The sequence below is a fragment of the Pantoea sp. M_10 genome (assembly GCF_008631515.1).
In the GTDB taxonomy this organism is placed as follows: Bacteria; Pseudomonadota; Gammaproteobacteria; order Enterobacterales; family Enterobacteriaceae; genus Pantoea; species Pantoea anthophila.
The window spans coordinates 1,317,343-1,332,290 of sequence record NZ_VWUL01000001.1; the positions used below are offsets into that span (position 1 = coordinate 1,317,343).

The window sequence follows — 14,948 nt, forward strand, 5'->3', positions numbered from 1 at the left end:
GGTTAAGCGATGCGCGGCGCTGACATCCGGCGAGCCGTTATCCGCAGGCAGCACCAGAATCAAGGCGGGTTTGCTGGCATGGAAGGCACTGCCCGCCGTCAACCAGGAGAGTGCCGCAAAGGCCTGTGTTCTGCCTTTCTCATCCAAAACGTGAAAGAGAGATCGTCCGCACCGGGGCGGTAAATTCTGGTTCTGCTGACAGTCGGAGGAATGCCATAGCATTCAGCAGGCCGGTCTGTAGACTGTCGGCAGCAGACAGGAAGATCTTTAAGGGGAGATGGGCCAGTTAAATGAATTTGATTAATGTAATAAGGCGGATATTGCCGGGTGTGATTGTTGCCATCTCGCTCAGCGCCTGCCAGCAACCTGTAATAAAGCAACGGGATAGCGTGGCAAACCTCTGTCAGCCGGAGAAAGATCCTGACAGCAAATCCTGTCACTGGACGCATCAAATGCAGCCAGTACTGAACCGGGACTTCCGGGATGCAGCCCGTTATGCGGGCCAGCAATGTCTGGTACGGATGGAGTGGCAACGGAGTGGACGTTATGCGGTGACCCAGACCCAGGGTGATGAAGCGCTCTGCCTGCGCGCATGGCAGCTGGTGGCGCAGACCCGCGGCCTTCCGCCACCGCCGGAGCCTGGACAACCGGCGTGGTTCGGCTTTGCGCCGCGCGGTTAGCTGGCCAGCCCCTCCTGACGCCACTGACGCGGACTGATACCGAACCAGCGGCGGAACGCGCGCGAAAAAGCACTGACCTCCGAGTAGCCCAGCAGCAGCGCCATTTCTGAAATCGGCAGCTGCTTCTGTTGCAGGTAGTGTGTCGCCATTTCGCAGCGCACCTGATCCACCAGCGCGGTGAAGCTGCTGCCCTCTTCGCGCAGCCGCCGCTGCAGTGACCAGCTCGACAGCCCCAGCTTATCCGCCACCTCTTCCAGCACCGGCTCCCCCTGCATCAGCGACAGATTGACCTGCGAACGCGCCTGCTCAATCATGCTCTGCTGCGACGTGCCGCGATTAAGCCGCCGGATCGCATCCTGCATCACCGTCAGCAGGATCGGATCGCTCTCCGGCATGGCGCGCAGCAGATCGCGCTTCGGGATCACCAGTGAATTGAAGGGCTGATCGAACCAGACCGGCGCATCAAAGACTTTGCAGTGATCGTGCCACTGGCCGGGGCGCGGATGTTCAAAGTGCACTTCGCGCGGCGCCCAGTGTTTGCCCGCCACGTGGCGGATCAGATTCATAAACATGCCCAGCGTCAGCTCCGCATCCTGACGGCGCGACAGAATCGCCCCGTGGCGCACCTGATAGTCGAGCCGCCAGCACTCTCCCTTATCCACCAGACGCGTCAGCGTGTCGTGCTGATGCCAGGGAAACGCGTTGACCACATTGTGCAGCGCCTGTTCCAGCGTGGTGGAACAGAGACCGATGTAGCCAATCAGGCCTAATGACTGCGGTTTAAACTGCCTGCCGTAGTGCAAACCGAAGTTATCAGAACCGGAGTGTCGGGCCGCCTCTTCCAGTACCCGACAGTAGTTAACCAGCCCGAGGCTCAGTGTCGGGCTGGCAAGCCGCTCCGGATCGATGCCGCTGATACCGAAGATGCGGTCTGCGTCGCCGCCCTGAGTATGAATAAAGTCGCTCAGGCCAGTCGCTGCCGCAGCCAGTACGCCGTGATTGCCAGCTTCTGCGGCTGCCGAGCAGGCAGCAAACGCATCGGGCTTGATCAGTGTCGGATTCATGGTCGCCTCTGTGAGTAGAAAGGTGGATCACCCCTGTTACTGACAGCAATTTCCATACCAGTTTCCTGGAGCCAGGCGCAGGCGGCACGGGCGCAACCGCATCCCGCCTCCCGGCCGCCTCTTCCGCTGCGCCACCCGGCTGTCGGGCACTGTGGCGGCGCAGCGACGCCCGTCGCTGGTGCATCAGACCCCCACCGGCAGTCGCTCCCCCTCCAGATAACGGCGGCAGAGACGCACTGAATGGCTCGCCCACTCGGGTCCCAGACTGCGCGCCATTTCCGTTTCGGCATGCGAACCGACCCACGCGGTGAGCTGAATACGACGCTGAACCAGCAGCGCAGGCAGCATAGCCATCTCCGCATCGCTGATGTGCGCCACCTGCTCATAACCGCGGATCCAGTGATCGATCCACTCCGGGGCGCGCGGATGGTGCTCAACAAAACTGATCGCCGCCGCCAGATCGTGCAGATACCAGCCCAGCCCGCAGTCATCAAAGTCGATCACCCGCGTTTCCCCTTTGTGCAGCAGCAGGTTGGTCAGGCGAAGATCGGCGTGGATCAGGCCGTAACGATCCGATCCCTTCCCGAACTGCGTCATCGCCGCGCCCACCTGCGCAATCGCCTGTTCGACCACGCCGTGATCGGCAGGGTTGAGGTTTGGCGCATCCTGCCAGCGTCCCCAGTGACTCTCCGCGCTGGTCATAGTGTGGTGGTCCCAGATAATGCGCTGAAAGCCCGCTGGCTTTTGCCACTGCTTACTCTGCTGGTGCAGCCGGGCGGTGATCTGCCCCAGCTGCTGAAAGGCGCGGGGATCGACGTCGGTGGTCGGCATCTCGCCCTCGATCCAGTGAAACAGCACCACATAACGCTCGCTGCCATCCGGCAGCCGCAGCGTCAGCACCTGTTCACCCTCTTTATCCGGCACCGCTTCCGGCACCATGATGCCGGTTTCACGCAGCGCATCGAGCCACTGCAGTTCACTGACGATATCCGCTTTCTGATGGTAATCGCCACGATGCAGCCGCAGCGCATAACGCTGCCCGGCCGCCCTGAGCAGAAACGTGGCGTTCTCCGATCGGCACAGCAGGCTGAGCTGCCCCTGCAGCGGATCGGGATAACAGGCCAGCGCCTGCTGCGCCATCAGGGTGAGTTGGGAATCAGTCAGGTTGTCATATTGTTTCGCGCTCATCAGTCCGGCTCCTGGTCACTTGCGTCATTTCAGCATGCGTGGCCAGCGTGTGTGCTGCTTGACTTTAGAGGAGACAAAGTTGACCGCAGCGTGCAACTGGCCCGGTTGTTGCGTGTGAGTTGACTCTGGAGAACAGAAGTCACTGCGCTGGCGTCAAGTCGTGGCGCGCAAGGCAGCGGCATCATCCTTCTACTGTAGCGTAATGGCGGTGTAACGCCGCATAAGACCAACAACGACGGGGATGGCAGTTATGACAAACAGACTCAAGCCCACGCTGGGCACCCTGCATCTGTGGGGGATTGCGGTTGGCCTGGTGATCTCAGGCGAATATTTTGGCTGGAGTTATGGCTGGGCGGTGGCGGGCACGCTGGGATTCCTGGTCACCACCGCGCTGATCGCCACGCTTTACACCTGTTTTATCTTCAGCTTCACCGAACTGACCACCGCGATCCCCCATGCGGGCGGGCCGTTTGCCTACAGTCGCCGCGCCTTTGGCGAAACCGGCGGGCTGATTGCCGGTCTGGCGACGCTGATTGAGTTTGTCTTTGCGCCACCGGCGATTGCCATGGCGATTGGGGCCTATCTCAACGTGCAGTATCCCGACCTTAACCCGAAAACCGCCGCCGTCGGCGCCTACCTGCTGTTTATGACGCTGAATATCCTCGGCGTAAAACTGGCCGCGATGTTCGAACTGGTGGTGACGGTGCTGGCGGTGATCGAACTGCTGGTGTTTATGGGCGTGGTCTCTCCCGGTTTCAGCCTGGCGAACTTCGCCGCACACGGCTGGGCGGGCAGCGACAGCTTCGGACTGCCCGCCTTCTCCGGCATTTTCGCCGCGATCCCTTTTGCCATCTGGTTTTTCCTCGCGATTGAAGGCGCGGCAATGGCGGCGGAAGAGGCAAAAGATCCCACGCGGACCATTCCCCGCGCCTACATCAGCGGCATTCTGACGCTGGTGGTGCTGGCGATTGGCGTGATGCTGATGGCGGGCGGTGCGGGCGACTGGCGCAAACTGGCTGACATTAACGATCCGCTGCCGCAGGCGATGAAAATGATCGTCGGGGAGCACTCAAACTGGATGCACATGCTGGTCTGGATCGGCCTGTTTGGCCTGATTGCCAGCTTCCACGGCATTATTCTCGGCTACTCACGGCAGTTCTTTGCGCTGGCCCGCGCGGGTTATCTGCCTCCTGCCCTGGCAAAACTGTCGCGTTTTCAGACCCCGCATCGCGCCATCATTACCGGCGGCGTGCTGGGCATTGCGGCCATCTACAGCGATGGCGTGATTAATCTGCAGGGGATGACACTGACGGCGGCGATGATCACCATGGCGGTGTTTGGTGCCATCGTGATGTACATCATGAGCATGCTCAGCCTCTTCCGGCTGCGCCGCAGCGCGCCGGAGATGGCACGCAGTTTCCGTGCGCCGGGCTATCCGATTGTGCCGGGCATCGCCCTGCTGCTGTCGGTCATCTGCCTGCTGGCCATGCTGTGGTTCAACCCGGTGATTGGCGCGCTGTTTGTCGCCATTATGGTGGTGGGCTATCTCTATTTCCTTGCGACCAAAGCGCAGCGCGGCCGCGCTCCGCAGGACAGTATGCTGGTGGGCGAGTAAACCGGCATAACAACGCTGACGGATCAACGGCTCAGCGCCTGGTACTTCAGGGGCTGAGCCGCCACGGTCCGGCAAGCGCATGACAGAGCCAGCTCTCACCGGCATGCCGCATCAGCTTTGCAGCGGCCAGAGCCACGCCGCACCGCGCACGCCGCTGGAGTCGCCATGCTGCGCTTTCAGCACCGGCGTTTCACACTCGCCGCCAAACACCCACTTCTTCATCAGCAGCGGCACGGTCTGATAGAGGCGATCCACGTTGCTCATCCCGCCGCCCAGCACGATCACATCGGGATCGATCAGATTCACCACCTGCGCCAGCGATTTTGCCAGCCGCAGCTCATAACGGCTCATCGCCAGTTCGGCGATCGGATCCTGCTGCGCCAGCAGCGAGACGATCTCCGCCCCTTTGCGATGCACGCCGCTCAGCCGCTGATAGTCGATACCAAAGCCGGTGCCAGAGACAAACGTCTCAATGCAGCCCTGCTGGCCGCAGTAGCAGGGCACTTCCTGGCGGTAGCGCAGCTCATCCTCATCCATCCAGGGCAGTGGATTGTGCCCCCACTCACCGGCATTGCCGTTGCCGCCAATGCGTGATTCACCGTTGATCGCCACGCCCGCTCCCGAGCCGGTGCCGATGATCACCGCAAACACCAGCGCCTGTCCGGCGCCGGCGCCGTTGATCGCTTCCGACACCGCCAGACAGTTGGCGTCGTTGGCGATACGCACTTCGCGGTTCAGCGCCTGTGCCAGATCTTTATCCAGCGGCTGGCCGTTGAGCCAGGTGGAGTTAGCATTCTTCACCCGCCTGCTGTAAGGCGACAGTGAGCCAGGAATACCAATCCCGACCGTGCCGCTCTGGCCGGTTTTCTCTTCAGCCAGCGTCACCAGATCGACAATCGCCTGTACCGTCGCCGGATAGTCATCACGAGGGGTATTTACCCGGTGGCGGAACAGCGCCTGCCCTTCATCTGACAATGCAATCACTTCTGTCTTGGTGCCACCCAGATCGATACCTATGCGCACGGTTTATTCCTCATTATTCGTTCAGATGAGAGATACAGTAGAAGCCGCCAGCCGGAAAGGCAATGAAACCACTCCGATGTTTCGCTATCATGCGCGCTGACTCTAGCAGACTTGTGCGCCCGATCGCGCCACGGTAAGGAATCCCGATGTTGTGGTTTAAAAATATGATGGTTTATCGTCTGAATCGTGACATTCCGCTGTCCGCAGATGAGATGGAAAAACAGCTCGACGCCTTCACGTTTTCGCCGTGTGGCAGTCAGGATTTAAGCAAAACCGGCTGGGTCTCGCCGATGGGCAACCGCAGTGATGCGCTGACCCACGAGAACAACGGCCAGATCGTGATTTGCGCCCGTAAAGAAGAGAAAATTCTGCCCGCACCGGTGGTGAAACAGGCGCTGGAAGCCAAAATCGACAAGCTGGAATCTGAGCAGAGCCGCAAGCTGAAGAAGACTGAAAAAGATTCGCTGAAGGATGAAGTGCTGCACAGCCTGCTGCCGCGCGCCTTCAGCCGTTTCAGCCAGACTTACCTCTGGATCGACACGGTTAACAATCTGATTATGGTGGACTGTGCCAGCGCTAAGAAAGCGGAAGATACGCTGGCGCTGCTGCGTAAAAGTCTGGGTTCTCTGCCGGTGGTGCCCCTGACGCTGGAAAGCCCGATTGAGCTGACGCTGACCGAATGGGTGCGCTCAGGCGATCTGCCGGCCGGTTTTGCACTGATGGATGAAGCGGAGCTGAAAGCGCTGCTGGAAGATGGCGGCGTCATCCGTTGTAAAAAGCAGGATCTGGTGTGCGATGAGATCGCGAACCACATTGAAGCGGGCAAGCTGGTGACCAAACTGGCGCTCGACTGGCAGGAGCGTATTCAGTTTGTGCTGGCCGATGATGGTTCAGTGAAACGTCTGAAGTTCAGCGACACGCTGCGCGACCAGAACGACGATATCGACCGCGAAGATTTTGCCCAGCGTTTTGATGCTGACTTTATTCTGATGACCAGCGAACTGGCCGCGCTGACCAGCAATCTGGTGGAAGCGCTCGGCGGCGAAGCCCAGCGTTAATCATCGGCAGGCAGCCCCATGCTGACAGGGGGTGTCTGACCATGAAAAAAGGGCCGCTTAGCGGCCCTTTTTTAATCTTTCAGGTAACGGCAGAGATAGGAGCTCGGCTCGCCCACCTGCAGATGAAATTCGCTGTGACCCGGCACGTTGAACACCGAACCCGCTTCAAACCATTTCCACTCCGTCTCACCCGGCAGTAACACCTTCAGCGAGCCGCTGACCACGGTCATCTCTTCCGGCTGACCGGTACCGAATGTGTATTCACCTTCAGCCATCACGCCCACGCTGGCACGGCCGGTGCTCGCACTGTCAAAACCGATAGATTTAACTTTTCCGTCAAAATACTCACTTACGTTGAGCATAATAGTCTCCAGAGCACATGTTGTGTGTCTGGCAGTGTAGAAGGGAACCCGCTGATCTGTCACGCGAAATCACAGGCGTTTGTGATCGCCTTCGTCAGGGAAGCAGCGCGGCCGCCAGCCGGGCCACCAGCTCATTAGAGAGGAGAACCGGCACGCCCAGCTGCTGCTGTAACGCAGCCCGATGCTGCTGGTGATACCCTATACAGTCCATCACCACCAGCGCCGCCCCCTGCGCTTGCAGCGTGCGCGCTACACTGGTGAAGGTCGCCTGATCGCCCTCATAGGGGCTGGCAACCGCATAACAGGGGGGAACGGGCAGATGCTGCCACTTACCCGCCTGCTCGACAATCTGCTCCGTAACCGGCACCACGATCCCGATCTGCTGCTGCTGCACCATGGCGCCGATCAGCGGCGGGATAATACGGTCCGGCTCCAGCAGAAGCGCCTGTCGGGTGCGAAGCTGGCTGAATTCACCGGTGCAGAGCAGCAGGATGGTCTGATAGCCTGCAAGTTCCAGCGCGCTGATTTTGCGCTGCAATCCCTGCTCCACCTTTGACGCCGCCAGCCGCACCTGTTCGCCGCTTTGCAGCCGTGACACCAGCACCGCATCGCCTGCATCCGGCGCAAACTGCGCCTGGATCTCGGTGCGGCTCAGCCCATCCAGCAGTCCGGCGTGATCGGTCTGCGCATCCGGCAGATGCTGACGCAGCAGCGGCAGAATGTCGCTGCGCGGCGACTGACCGATGGTCAGCGTCACCAGGGAGGCCGTCATCTTAGTGGTTCCGGTGACGCAGATGCGCCAGGCTGCCATAGAGCGCGATCAGCCGTGCATATTCGTCGGCGTCGTAGAAGTGACAGGTTTCACGACCAAACTCCTTGGCGACCTCAATGGCAAACTTCGCGGCGGCCGCAATGTCCACTTCATGGCTGGCCCCGGTTCCGCAACCCGGCACCACCGACTCTGCCGTGATCGCCACGCCCACAACCGGGACATCGGTGGCGGTGGAAGGCTGCAGAATACTGTTGAGATGATAAATGCCGTTACCGTACGGCGTAATATCCTGAGTCGTGATCGGGAAGGTCACCGCCGGACGGCCGCTGGTCATCTCCATGATGCGCAGCAGATCCTCCGACACCCGCAGGATGTAGCCCTCTTTTACCGTTGGCGACAGAGCAAAACCTTTGTGGTTGATGATGCGATTGCCTTTGGTGGTGTCGATCGACAGAATCGCATCCACCCCCGCCACCACTTCGTTGTCATTCATCGTGACATCATCAATCGGTGAATCCATAAAATCGACCGGCAGATGCGGCCGCGTGGGCGCATCGGGACAGATATGGGTGGTGATGATCACATCCCCCGTCAGCCTGTCGCCTTTACCCTGCATCTGCGCCAGCTTCAGCGCGCAGGCGATCGCCGCGACGGCGCCATCGGCATCGGAGACCATCCCGATCCGGCCAGGGCGGGCACCGATGCCGCCAAGCCGGCCAATAATGCCCAGCGTTGGCGCACGGCCTCCCGCGGCTTTGCCCTGCACGCCCGGGATATTGATGCGCACAAAGTCGGTCCGGCCTTTGGGACCCGTCACTCGGTTGAAACGGGCCGTGATCTCCGGCCAGGGCGCAAACAGATCCACCACCTGCTGCCCGTCGATGTGGGCGCTGTCCAGTAATTCAAAAACCGTCAGGGTCTGCTGCAAACTCATCGTTAATCCTTTTATTTCTTGCTGCTGCTGGCAAACAGCGAATGGAAGAAGCTGTAAAGGGCATCACCGGCAATAAACCCTGCCGCCATGACTTCCATCGGCGACCGGCCCCGCTCGCCCCAGACGCGAATAATGACGATGCGCAGGGCAATCCCGACCATCACAGCCCAGCCCGCCATCGCGTTATTGATTAACAGACCGGTGGCCAGCAGCACGCCCAGCTGCCGTTTCGGTCCGCCGATCAGCTGAATCATCGCGCCAGGAATCGCCCACAACAGCAGGTTTCCGGCGATACCCGGCTCCGCGCCCGCCTGAATGGTTTTGGCATAGACCCGCGCCACCGGCGGCAGCAGGTTATCGGTAAAGAACAGGGTATGGGCGTACCAGACCAGCGGAATCGACACCACAAAGGCGATCATGGCGGCGATCAACTGAATGCGCCGTCCCCACAGCTCCTGTTGCAGGTCGGCACCGTTGCCGCGCAGGATAAAGCCCGCCTTCAGGTCATAGCCCATATCGGCGAACGCCGGCCCGGTGGCGGCGGTAAAGCCGCACAGCAGACAGAGTGCCAGCGGCGGAAAGCCGAGCAGAATGCCGATAATCAGCGTAATCAGCGCCACGGCAAAGGCCGGGAACCAGCCGGAGTGCATCGCGGCAATCCCGACAATCAGTTCATGGGCAAAGGCAGCAAAGGCGGCGTAGAGGACAAACAGCAGCAGCATCGCGATGCCCATCTCACTCCACAGGCTGCCCGCCAGTGCCAGCAGCGCTGAAATCACGATGTAGCCCACGCTGCCGAAGCCCAGCGCCCGCTGCACCTCATTGCCGTTGCGGCTCACCATCTGCGCATCATTTTTGCGACTGCGGATCACCATCATGACCTGAATCAGCGCCACCAGGCCGGCGCCGACCATCACGCCATGCGGAATGTAGAGTGCATTGATATCAATACCGGCCACCGGCTGCGCGTAGGCTCGCAGCAGAAAACCGATGCCGAGCATCGACAGCGCCCAGATATTGCCGATAAACGCGGTGCCAAAGGCGGACATCGGGATCTTCAGCATCGCGCCGACAACGCCACCGACAATACCCGCCACCAGCAGCCAGGCCTGGCGTCCCCCTTTATCCCCTGCTTTGATCGCTTCAGCCGCCGCCACGCCCGGAGGCCAGGCATTGCTGGCCGGAAAGACGCGGGTATCAAACAGACGATAGAGCAGCCAGGCATCAAGCAGCATTGCGGCACTGACGCCACAGAAGAGTGGCAGGACCAGCTGCGGCTCTCCCAGCGCCCAGGGCACCGCAATCGGCATCAGCAGGCTGTTGGCTGCTCCAAAGGTGGCTGACGAGATAGCGGTCTGCGCCAGATTCTGGATTTCAATCGAACGATAGCGGCGGAAAGCCTGCAGCGGAATACGCGCCAGCAGCATGGCAAACAGCGCACCAATAATCGACGTGTTAGGCGTTACGCCAAGGGTGGTGATCAGCTGGATACCAATAATGGCACCCGCGATAGAAAGCAAAATTAAAACCAGTGCCACGCCAGCATGCCTGATCGGATTTACCCGTTCCATATGTCCCCGCCAGTCCTTGTCCAGAAGAAATAGAAGAATGTCTGCCCGCCTGCTGACGGGTTGACGCCGCTTGTCTTTTTTACGGTTCTGATGCGCGCAGGCGCTGCCCTCCTGCCAGGAACGTCACCCGTGCACAAACACGCGAGGGGACGCACACAGGCAGCCAGGCTGCTGCGTAAAGCATGGCGATCAGATTGAAAGAAAAAGGCCCGAAGGCCCTGGTTTTCCCTAGTGTGGCGAAAGTATTACGCCGATAAAATCGTGGTGACGTTACGCGCCAAACTTTTCGGCCATCTCTGTGGCCGTTGCGCGTAATGCGTCAAGGAGCGCGGGCGGGTATCCCGGTTCCGACTCCTGCGACAGAAACGACAGGCAGAGCGCGACCGTTTCGCCATGATGTTTGTTGTGCACGATGACTGACAGTGAACTGATGCCAGGCAGAGACTCATTCCGGGCCAGTGACCAGCCCTGCTGCCGAATTTCCGCCAGACTGGCAAGAAGCGACTCCGGGCTTTGCGGCGAGTTTGCCGGGCCAGCCTGCCAGTGGTCACGAAAGCGCGCCAGCACCTCGTCATCGCTTAACTGCGCCAGCAGTACTCTGCCGGTTGAGGTGGCGTCAGCCGGCATCCGGCTGCCGGGTGGGGTGACCATCTGGGTAAAGTGACGGCCATGAAACATGCGCATCACTAATATTTCCCGGCCATCCAGCTTTGACACGTAGCCCATGCAGCCCGTTTTTGCGGCCAGCCTGACCATCGCGGCTGAGACGCTGTCCACCAGCGGTGCAGACAGATAGTGTCCGGCGGCGGCTAACAATACGCGGCCAATATGATAACCGCGCGTGTCGGCATCGCGCTCCAGCATCCCCTGACTTTCCATCGTGGCGAGCAGACGCGATACCGTGCTTTTGGGCAGGCCCAGCGCCTCAACCACCTCACTGAAGGAGAGACCGACATGCCCCTGCGTCACGCCCTTGTGCTGAAATAACCGGAGTACGGCGGCGGCATTTTCGAGTGTGGTCATGTCACGGGTTCCACTATATGGAACAAAGTTCCTCTGCAGTTGCGACGAAAATAAAACGTGACGCTGAATCGGTCAAGCGACAATTTTGACACCGGCAGGATCGGCAGCAGAGAAAATACGGCGATAAAATTGATTAGCGGGGCTTTATAGGGCGACGCCGGGAGTGCGCAGAACAGACGCCCGGACAAAAAGCCAGTCGCAGTAAATCTGCGTAAATTTTGCGTGTTAATTGACCGGATGCGGTCGGGGAAAGAGGAAACTCTATCGCGCAGGGGCGACAGAAGAGGATGTTGCCGGCTATCACAGGATGAAACAGGCTGGCGTCCCTGCCAGCAGCAACGAATTACTCTTTTTCGACGTCTTCGTAGCGCGCTTTAGCATCATGCGCTTCTTCTTCCGTTTCGTGCTCGCTGATTAAGGAATTTGGTTTAGGGTGGTCGGCACGTAACTCATAGGACGTGACTTTTTTACCCTCAGGACCCTTTTCTACAGGCACAACTTTCGCTTCACGTGGATACGGTGGTCTGGTCGGCATACTGTGTCCCTCTTCTCTCAATAACATTCCACAGGACAGGCCGCTGCCTGTCATGAGGTAAGTATAGACAACACCCACTGAAGCGGGATCAAAGCGGGAAAAATCTGAGGGTTAGCTGGCGCGCGCCAGGGAGAGGGAGAGCAGGATCTCCTCGACCACACGCTCGGGGGACTGCATGGCATTCACCTGATGATGGGCGGCGGCCTGATAGAGATGCGCGCGTTCGCGCAGGACATCGCTCATCTCATCGGCAATCGGACGGCCGGTTAAGGTCGGACGCTGGGCCGCCTCTGGTTCGCTTTGCAGCCGCTCTGCCAGCACCTCCGGAGAGGCGCTAAGCCAGATCACCTGTCCCTGCTCCCGCATAAAGCGGCAGTTCTCCTCGGCCAGAATCATGCCACCGCCGGTGGCTATCACGGTGCGCGGCGCCGTCACGGCCCGCAGTGATTCGGTTTCACGGGCGCGGAACCCCTCCCACCCTTCTGCTGCCACAATCTCGGCCACGCTGCGCTGCGTGCTGAGTTGCAGATGGTGATCGGTGTCGGTGAAGGCGTAGCCCAGCGCCTGCGACAACGCCACGCCGACTGTGGTTTTGCCGCAACCGCGAGCGCCAATCAAAAAGATGGGTAGTGACATCAGGGCCGTTCCTCCGCCTGACCGCGCGATGCGGCTGCATGGTTAGCTGATTAATGCGACGCATCATAACTGGAAATTATTATGGCCTCCACCTGTCAGGCAGGTTTTACGCACTTTACTGCCCTGAATGGCGATAAGTCTCATCTTTTCAAGGGGAAATGCATGCACGATTTGTGCATCAGGGTCTACGCTGCCCGGCAGAAATGGTGAAAAAGCGGGGCAAAACGGGTCTGGCAATATTTGCTTACCGCCACAGATTTACTTTTCTCTCAGCCGCCCACATATACTGATCGCCATCGCCACAGGAGAGTCATCATGCAACGCGAAGAACAACAACTGATCGAAGGGCTGTTCACCCGCCTGAAACAGGCCGAAAGCCAGACCGCGGCACGTGATGCCGCTGCCGAACAACTGATTAACCAGCACCTGCAGGCGCAGCCTGGCGCACCTTACTACATGGCGCAGGCGATCCTGATTCAGGAAGCGGCGCTGAAAAAACTCAATGAGCGGGTATCGGCGCTGGAAAGTCAGCTGGCACAGCAGCAGCAACAGCAGCCCGCCCAGAGCAGTGGCGGGTTTCTGTCAGGGCTGTTTGGTGGCGGTTCACGTCAGCAGCAGCCTGCTCAGCAACAGCAGCAACCGTCACCCTGGAACAGTGCGCCTCAGCAACCGGCTCAGCCGCAATATGCGCCAGCCCCGGCGTCACGCGGCACCGGCTTCCTCGGCGGCGCACTGCAGACGGCGGTGGGTGTCGCCGGTGGTGTGGTGATGGCCGATATGCTGACCAGCATGTTCCACCACTCACAGCCGGAAGAGATTGTGAACATCATCAATGAGCCACCGCTGCCGGAGGTGAACGATAATCTCAACACCTTTAACGGCGGCGATGACAACCTCAACACCTTCAACGAGGGTAATGACAACGCCTTCCTGGATCAGAACAGCGGCTGGGATAACAATTTTGCCGACAACGGCGACCTCAACGATTTTGGCGGCGACGACTACGACGACGACAGCTTCGTTTAACGTCAGCGTTTCTGCTGTCTGAGCCAGCTATCCAGTTCATTTGCAAACTGCTGGCGGTCACGCGGACTCATTGCCGCGGGGCCGCCGGTCTGCACACCGTTTGACCGCAGGGTATCCATAAAGTCGCGCATCGTCAGCCGTTCCCGTATCGTCGCCGGTGAGTAGCGCTCGCCACGCGGATTCAGCGCCGCCGCCCCCTTCTCAATCACCTCGGCCGCCAGCGGAATATCGGCGGTAATCACCAGATCCCCTGGCTCAACACGTTTAACAATTTCATTGTCCGCGACATCAAACCCGGCAGGCACCTGCAGGGTGCGCAGATAGGGCGAAGGCGGCACACGCAGAAACTGGTTTGCCACAAAGGTGACCGTGGTGGCGGTGCGATCGGCCGCGCGGTACAGCACCTCTTTGATCACATTCGGACAGGCATCGGCATCGACCCAGATAGACATCATCACTCCTTACAGTCAGAGAAGTCTGCGATCTTGCCGGGTTCCCTTTAAATGGCAAATTTAATTTGCGGCACGCTTTCCAGGCTGCACGCGGCTGACTTGTTATTCGGGCTGACTGAAGTAAGCTAGCCGGAAGAAAACGCATAATGTCCTAAGGAGATGGCGATGCTGGCTAAGAAAATCGGGTTTATCGGCGGGGGAAATATGGCGAAAGCCATTATCGGCGGACTGGTCAACAGTGGCAAAATCGCCCCGTCTGATATTTTCGTTTATGACCGCAAAGCAGACACCAACCAGGCGCTGGCAGAGCAGTATGGCATTAACGCCGCAGAGAGTGCTGACGCGCTGGCGCGCGAGGTGGACATTCTGTTTGGCGCGGTCAAACCCAATGTCATCCTGAAAGTGTTAAAAGAGCTGGCAGGCAGCCTGAAGAAAGAGGCGCTGGTGGTGTCGATCGCGGCGGGTGTGACGCTTGATTCACTCTCTTCGGTGCTGGGTTATGACCGCAAAATTGTCAGGGCGATGCCTAATACCCCCTCGCTGGTGAGTGAAGGCATGACCTCGGTCACGCCTAATGCGCTGGTGGAGTCCGCAGAAACCGACGAAGTGGTCGCGATTTTTGAGAGCTTCGGCAAGGCAGCGGTAGTGGATGAGTATCTGATTCACTCGGTCGTGGGCGTCAGCGGGTCCGCCCCGGCTTACGTCTTCATGTTTATCGAGGCGATGGCGGATGCGGCCGTCTCTGGCGGCATGCCGCGCGCGCAGGCCTATCAGTTTGCCGCGCAGACGGTGAAAGGGGCGGCGCAGATGGTGCTGACCACCGGCAAACATCCGGCGGAGCTCAAAGATATGGTCTGCTCTCCCGGCGGCACCACCATTGAAGCGGTGAAGGTGCTGGAAGAGAAAGGGATGCGTTCGGCGGTGATTGAAGCGATGCAGCAGTGCATGGCGAAGTCAGAGAAACTGAGCCGCAGCTAGCAAGCCATGATGAGCAGGGCGGCCCGTCGGT

Annotated in this window: 16 protein-coding genes and 1 pseudogene; 5 read left to right on the forward strand and 12 right to left on the reverse strand. The window is 59.6% G+C overall.

Translation table 11 applies throughout. The annotated features are described in order from the left end of the window. Positions 1 to 30 precede the first annotated feature (30 nt). A pseudogene (locus tag F3I47_RS22695) lies at positions 31 to 222 on the reverse strand (hypothetical protein); the annotation flags it as partial. Positions 223 to 290: 68 nt separating this feature from the next. On the opposite strand from F3I47_RS22695, the gene F3I47_RS06385 reads away from it, so the two are divergent. Continuing rightward, on the forward strand, positions 291 to 680 hold the full coding sequence (locus F3I47_RS06385) for a cell envelope integrity TolA C-terminal domain-containing protein (RefSeq protein ID WP_046101341.1): 390 nt from the start codon (positions 291 to 293) through the stop codon (positions 678 to 680). On the opposite strand, the gene F3I47_RS06390 is transcribed toward F3I47_RS06385, so the two are convergent. Continuing rightward, the gene (locus F3I47_RS06390) at positions 677 to 1,744 is read right to left on the reverse strand and encodes an AraC family transcriptional regulator (RefSeq protein WP_046101340.1); all 1,068 of its coding nucleotides are present in this window, start codon (positions 1,742 to 1,744) and stop codon (positions 677 to 679) included. The two genes, F3I47_RS06385 and F3I47_RS06390, sit on opposite strands and share 4 nt — an antisense overlap. A gap of 183 nt (positions 1,745 to 1,927) precedes the next feature. Further along, positions 1,928 to 2,932 (reverse strand): phosphotransferase enzyme family protein, encoded by a 1,005-nt coding sequence (locus tag F3I47_RS06395; protein WP_150029348.1) that lies wholly within the window; start codon positions 2,930 to 2,932, stop codon positions 1,928 to 1,930. Positions 2,933 to 3,182: 250 nt separating this feature from the next. Here F3I47_RS06395 and eat point away from each other — a divergent pair, with 250 nt between their 5' ends. Beyond that, the gene (gene eat, locus F3I47_RS06400) at positions 3,183 to 4,547 is read left to right on the forward strand and encodes an ethanolamine permease (RefSeq protein ID WP_140923324.1); all 1,365 of its coding nucleotides are present in this window, start codon (positions 3,183 to 3,185) and stop codon (positions 4,545 to 4,547) included. Positions 4,548 to 4,658: 111 nt separating this feature from the next. Here the strand turns inward: eat and mak are convergent, their stop codons facing one another. After that, on the reverse strand, positions 4,659 to 5,570 hold the full coding sequence (gene mak / locus F3I47_RS06405) for a fructokinase (RefSeq protein ID WP_150029347.1): 912 nt from the start codon (positions 5,568 to 5,570) through the stop codon (positions 4,659 to 4,661). Between the two features lie 146 nt (positions 5,571 to 5,716). Between mak and rdgC the strand changes: the two genes are divergently transcribed. Further along, complete coding sequence (gene rdgC, locus F3I47_RS06410; protein WP_009091797.1) at positions 5,717 to 6,628, forward strand: recombination-associated protein RdgC; 912 nt, start codon at positions 5,717 to 5,719, stop codon at positions 6,626 to 6,628. 71 nt (positions 6,629 to 6,699) lie between these two features. Here the strand turns inward: rdgC and ppnP are convergent, their stop codons facing one another. The 7 genes from ppnP to aroL form a co-directional block, all read right to left on the reverse strand. Then, positions 6,700 to 6,990, reverse strand: a complete 291-nt coding sequence (ppnP, locus tag F3I47_RS06415) for a pyrimidine/purine nucleoside phosphorylase (RefSeq protein ID WP_009091800.1) — start codon at positions 6,988 to 6,990, stop codon at positions 6,700 to 6,702. A 94-nt stretch (positions 6,991 to 7,084) separates the two neighbouring features. Beyond that, positions 7,085 to 7,762 (reverse strand): AroM family protein, encoded by a 678-nt coding sequence (locus F3I47_RS06420; protein WP_150029346.1) that lies wholly within the window; start codon positions 7,760 to 7,762, stop codon positions 7,085 to 7,087. Between the two features lies 1 nt (position 7,763). Continuing rightward, on the reverse strand, positions 7,764 to 8,696 hold the full coding sequence (locus F3I47_RS06425) for a DUF1177 domain-containing protein (RefSeq protein ID WP_150029345.1): 933 nt from the start codon (positions 8,694 to 8,696) through the stop codon (positions 7,764 to 7,766). An 11-nt stretch (positions 8,697 to 8,707) separates the two neighbouring features. Then, positions 8,708 to 10,267: an OPT/YSL family transporter gene (locus F3I47_RS06430; RefSeq protein ID WP_150029344.1), complete on the reverse strand. Its 1,560-nt coding sequence runs from the start codon at positions 10,265 to 10,267 to the stop codon at positions 8,708 to 8,710. A 270-nt stretch (positions 10,268 to 10,537) separates the two neighbouring features. Further along, complete coding sequence (locus tag F3I47_RS06435; RefSeq protein WP_150029343.1) at positions 10,538 to 11,290, reverse strand: IclR family transcriptional regulator; 753 nt, start codon at positions 11,288 to 11,290, stop codon at positions 10,538 to 10,540. 343 nt (positions 11,291 to 11,633) lie between these two features. Then, entirely contained in the window at positions 11,634 to 11,825 is a 192-nt protein-coding gene (locus F3I47_RS06440) for a YaiA family protein (protein WP_009091809.1), read from the reverse strand. Between the two features lie 111 nt (positions 11,826 to 11,936). After that, positions 11,937 to 12,461, reverse strand: a complete 525-nt coding sequence (gene aroL, locus F3I47_RS06445; RefSeq protein ID WP_046101332.1) for a shikimate kinase AroL — start codon at positions 12,459 to 12,461, stop codon at positions 11,937 to 11,939. A 315-nt stretch (positions 12,462 to 12,776) separates the two neighbouring features. Here aroL and F3I47_RS06450 point away from each other — a divergent pair, with 315 nt between their 5' ends. Beyond that, complete coding sequence (locus F3I47_RS06450; protein WP_009091814.1) at positions 12,777 to 13,487, forward strand: DUF2076 domain-containing protein; 711 nt, start codon at positions 12,777 to 12,779, stop codon at positions 13,485 to 13,487. Positions 13,488 to 13,489: 2 nt separating this feature from the next. Here the strand turns inward: F3I47_RS06450 and F3I47_RS06455 are convergent, their stop codons facing one another. Beyond that, on the reverse strand, positions 13,490 to 13,939 hold the full coding sequence (locus tag F3I47_RS06455; RefSeq protein ID WP_150029342.1) for a YaiI/YqxD family protein: 450 nt from the start codon (positions 13,937 to 13,939) through the stop codon (positions 13,490 to 13,492). Positions 13,940 to 14,104: 165 nt separating this feature from the next. Between F3I47_RS06455 and proC the strand changes: the two genes are divergently transcribed. Continuing rightward, positions 14,105 to 14,917, forward strand: coding sequence for a pyrroline-5-carboxylate reductase (gene proC / locus F3I47_RS06460; RefSeq protein WP_046101330.1), 813 nt, complete (start codon positions 14,105 to 14,107; stop codon positions 14,915 to 14,917). Positions 14,918 to 14,948: the final 31 nt, after the last annotated feature.

Excerpts from the sequence above, each read along its gene's own strand:
- F3I47_RS06385 (WP_046101341.1), top strand. The coding sequence starts at position 291 with ATGAATTTGATTAATGTAATAAGGCGGATATTGCCGGGTGTGATTGTT.
- F3I47_RS06390 (WP_046101340.1), bottom strand. The coding sequence starts at position 1,744 with ATGAATCCGACACTGATCAAGCCCGATGCGTTTGCTGCCTGCTCGGCA.
- F3I47_RS06395 (WP_150029348.1), bottom strand. The coding sequence starts at position 2,932 with ATGAGCGCGAAACAATATGACAACCTGACTGATTCCCAACTCACCCTG.
- eat (WP_140923324.1), top strand. The coding sequence starts at position 3,183 with ATGACAAACAGACTCAAGCCCACGCTGGGCACCCTGCATCTGTGGGGG.
- rdgC (WP_009091797.1), top strand. The coding sequence starts at position 5,717 with ATGTTGTGGTTTAAAAATATGATGGTTTATCGTCTGAATCGTGACATT.
- ppnP (WP_009091800.1), bottom strand. The coding sequence starts at position 6,990 with ATGCTCAACGTAAGTGAGTATTTTGACGGAAAAGTTAAATCTATCGGT.
- F3I47_RS06420 (WP_150029346.1), bottom strand. The coding sequence starts at position 7,762 with ATGACGGCCTCCCTGGTGACGCTGACCATCGGTCAGTCGCCGCGCAGC.
- F3I47_RS06425 (WP_150029345.1), bottom strand. The coding sequence starts at position 8,696 with ATGAGTTTGCAGCAGACCCTGACGGTTTTTGAATTACTGGACAGCGCC.
- F3I47_RS06430 (WP_150029344.1), bottom strand. The coding sequence starts at position 10,267 with ATGGAACGGGTAAATCCGATCAGGCATGCTGGCGTGGCACTGGTTTTA.
- F3I47_RS06435 (WP_150029343.1), bottom strand. The coding sequence starts at position 11,290 with ATGACCACACTCGAAAATGCCGCCGCCGTACTCCGGTTATTTCAGCAC.
- F3I47_RS06440 (WP_009091809.1), bottom strand. The coding sequence starts at position 11,825 with ATGCCGACCAGACCACCGTATCCACGTGAAGCGAAAGTTGTGCCTGTA.
- aroL (WP_046101332.1), bottom strand. The coding sequence starts at position 12,461 with ATGTCACTACCCATCTTTTTGATTGGCGCTCGCGGTTGCGGCAAAACC.
- F3I47_RS06450 (WP_009091814.1), top strand. The coding sequence starts at position 12,777 with ATGCAACGCGAAGAACAACAACTGATCGAAGGGCTGTTCACCCGCCTG.
- F3I47_RS06455 (WP_150029342.1), bottom strand. The coding sequence starts at position 13,939 with ATGTCTATCTGGGTCGATGCCGATGCCTGTCCGAATGTGATCAAAGAG.
- proC (WP_046101330.1), top strand. The coding sequence starts at position 14,105 with ATGCTGGCTAAGAAAATCGGGTTTATCGGCGGGGGAAATATGGCGAAA.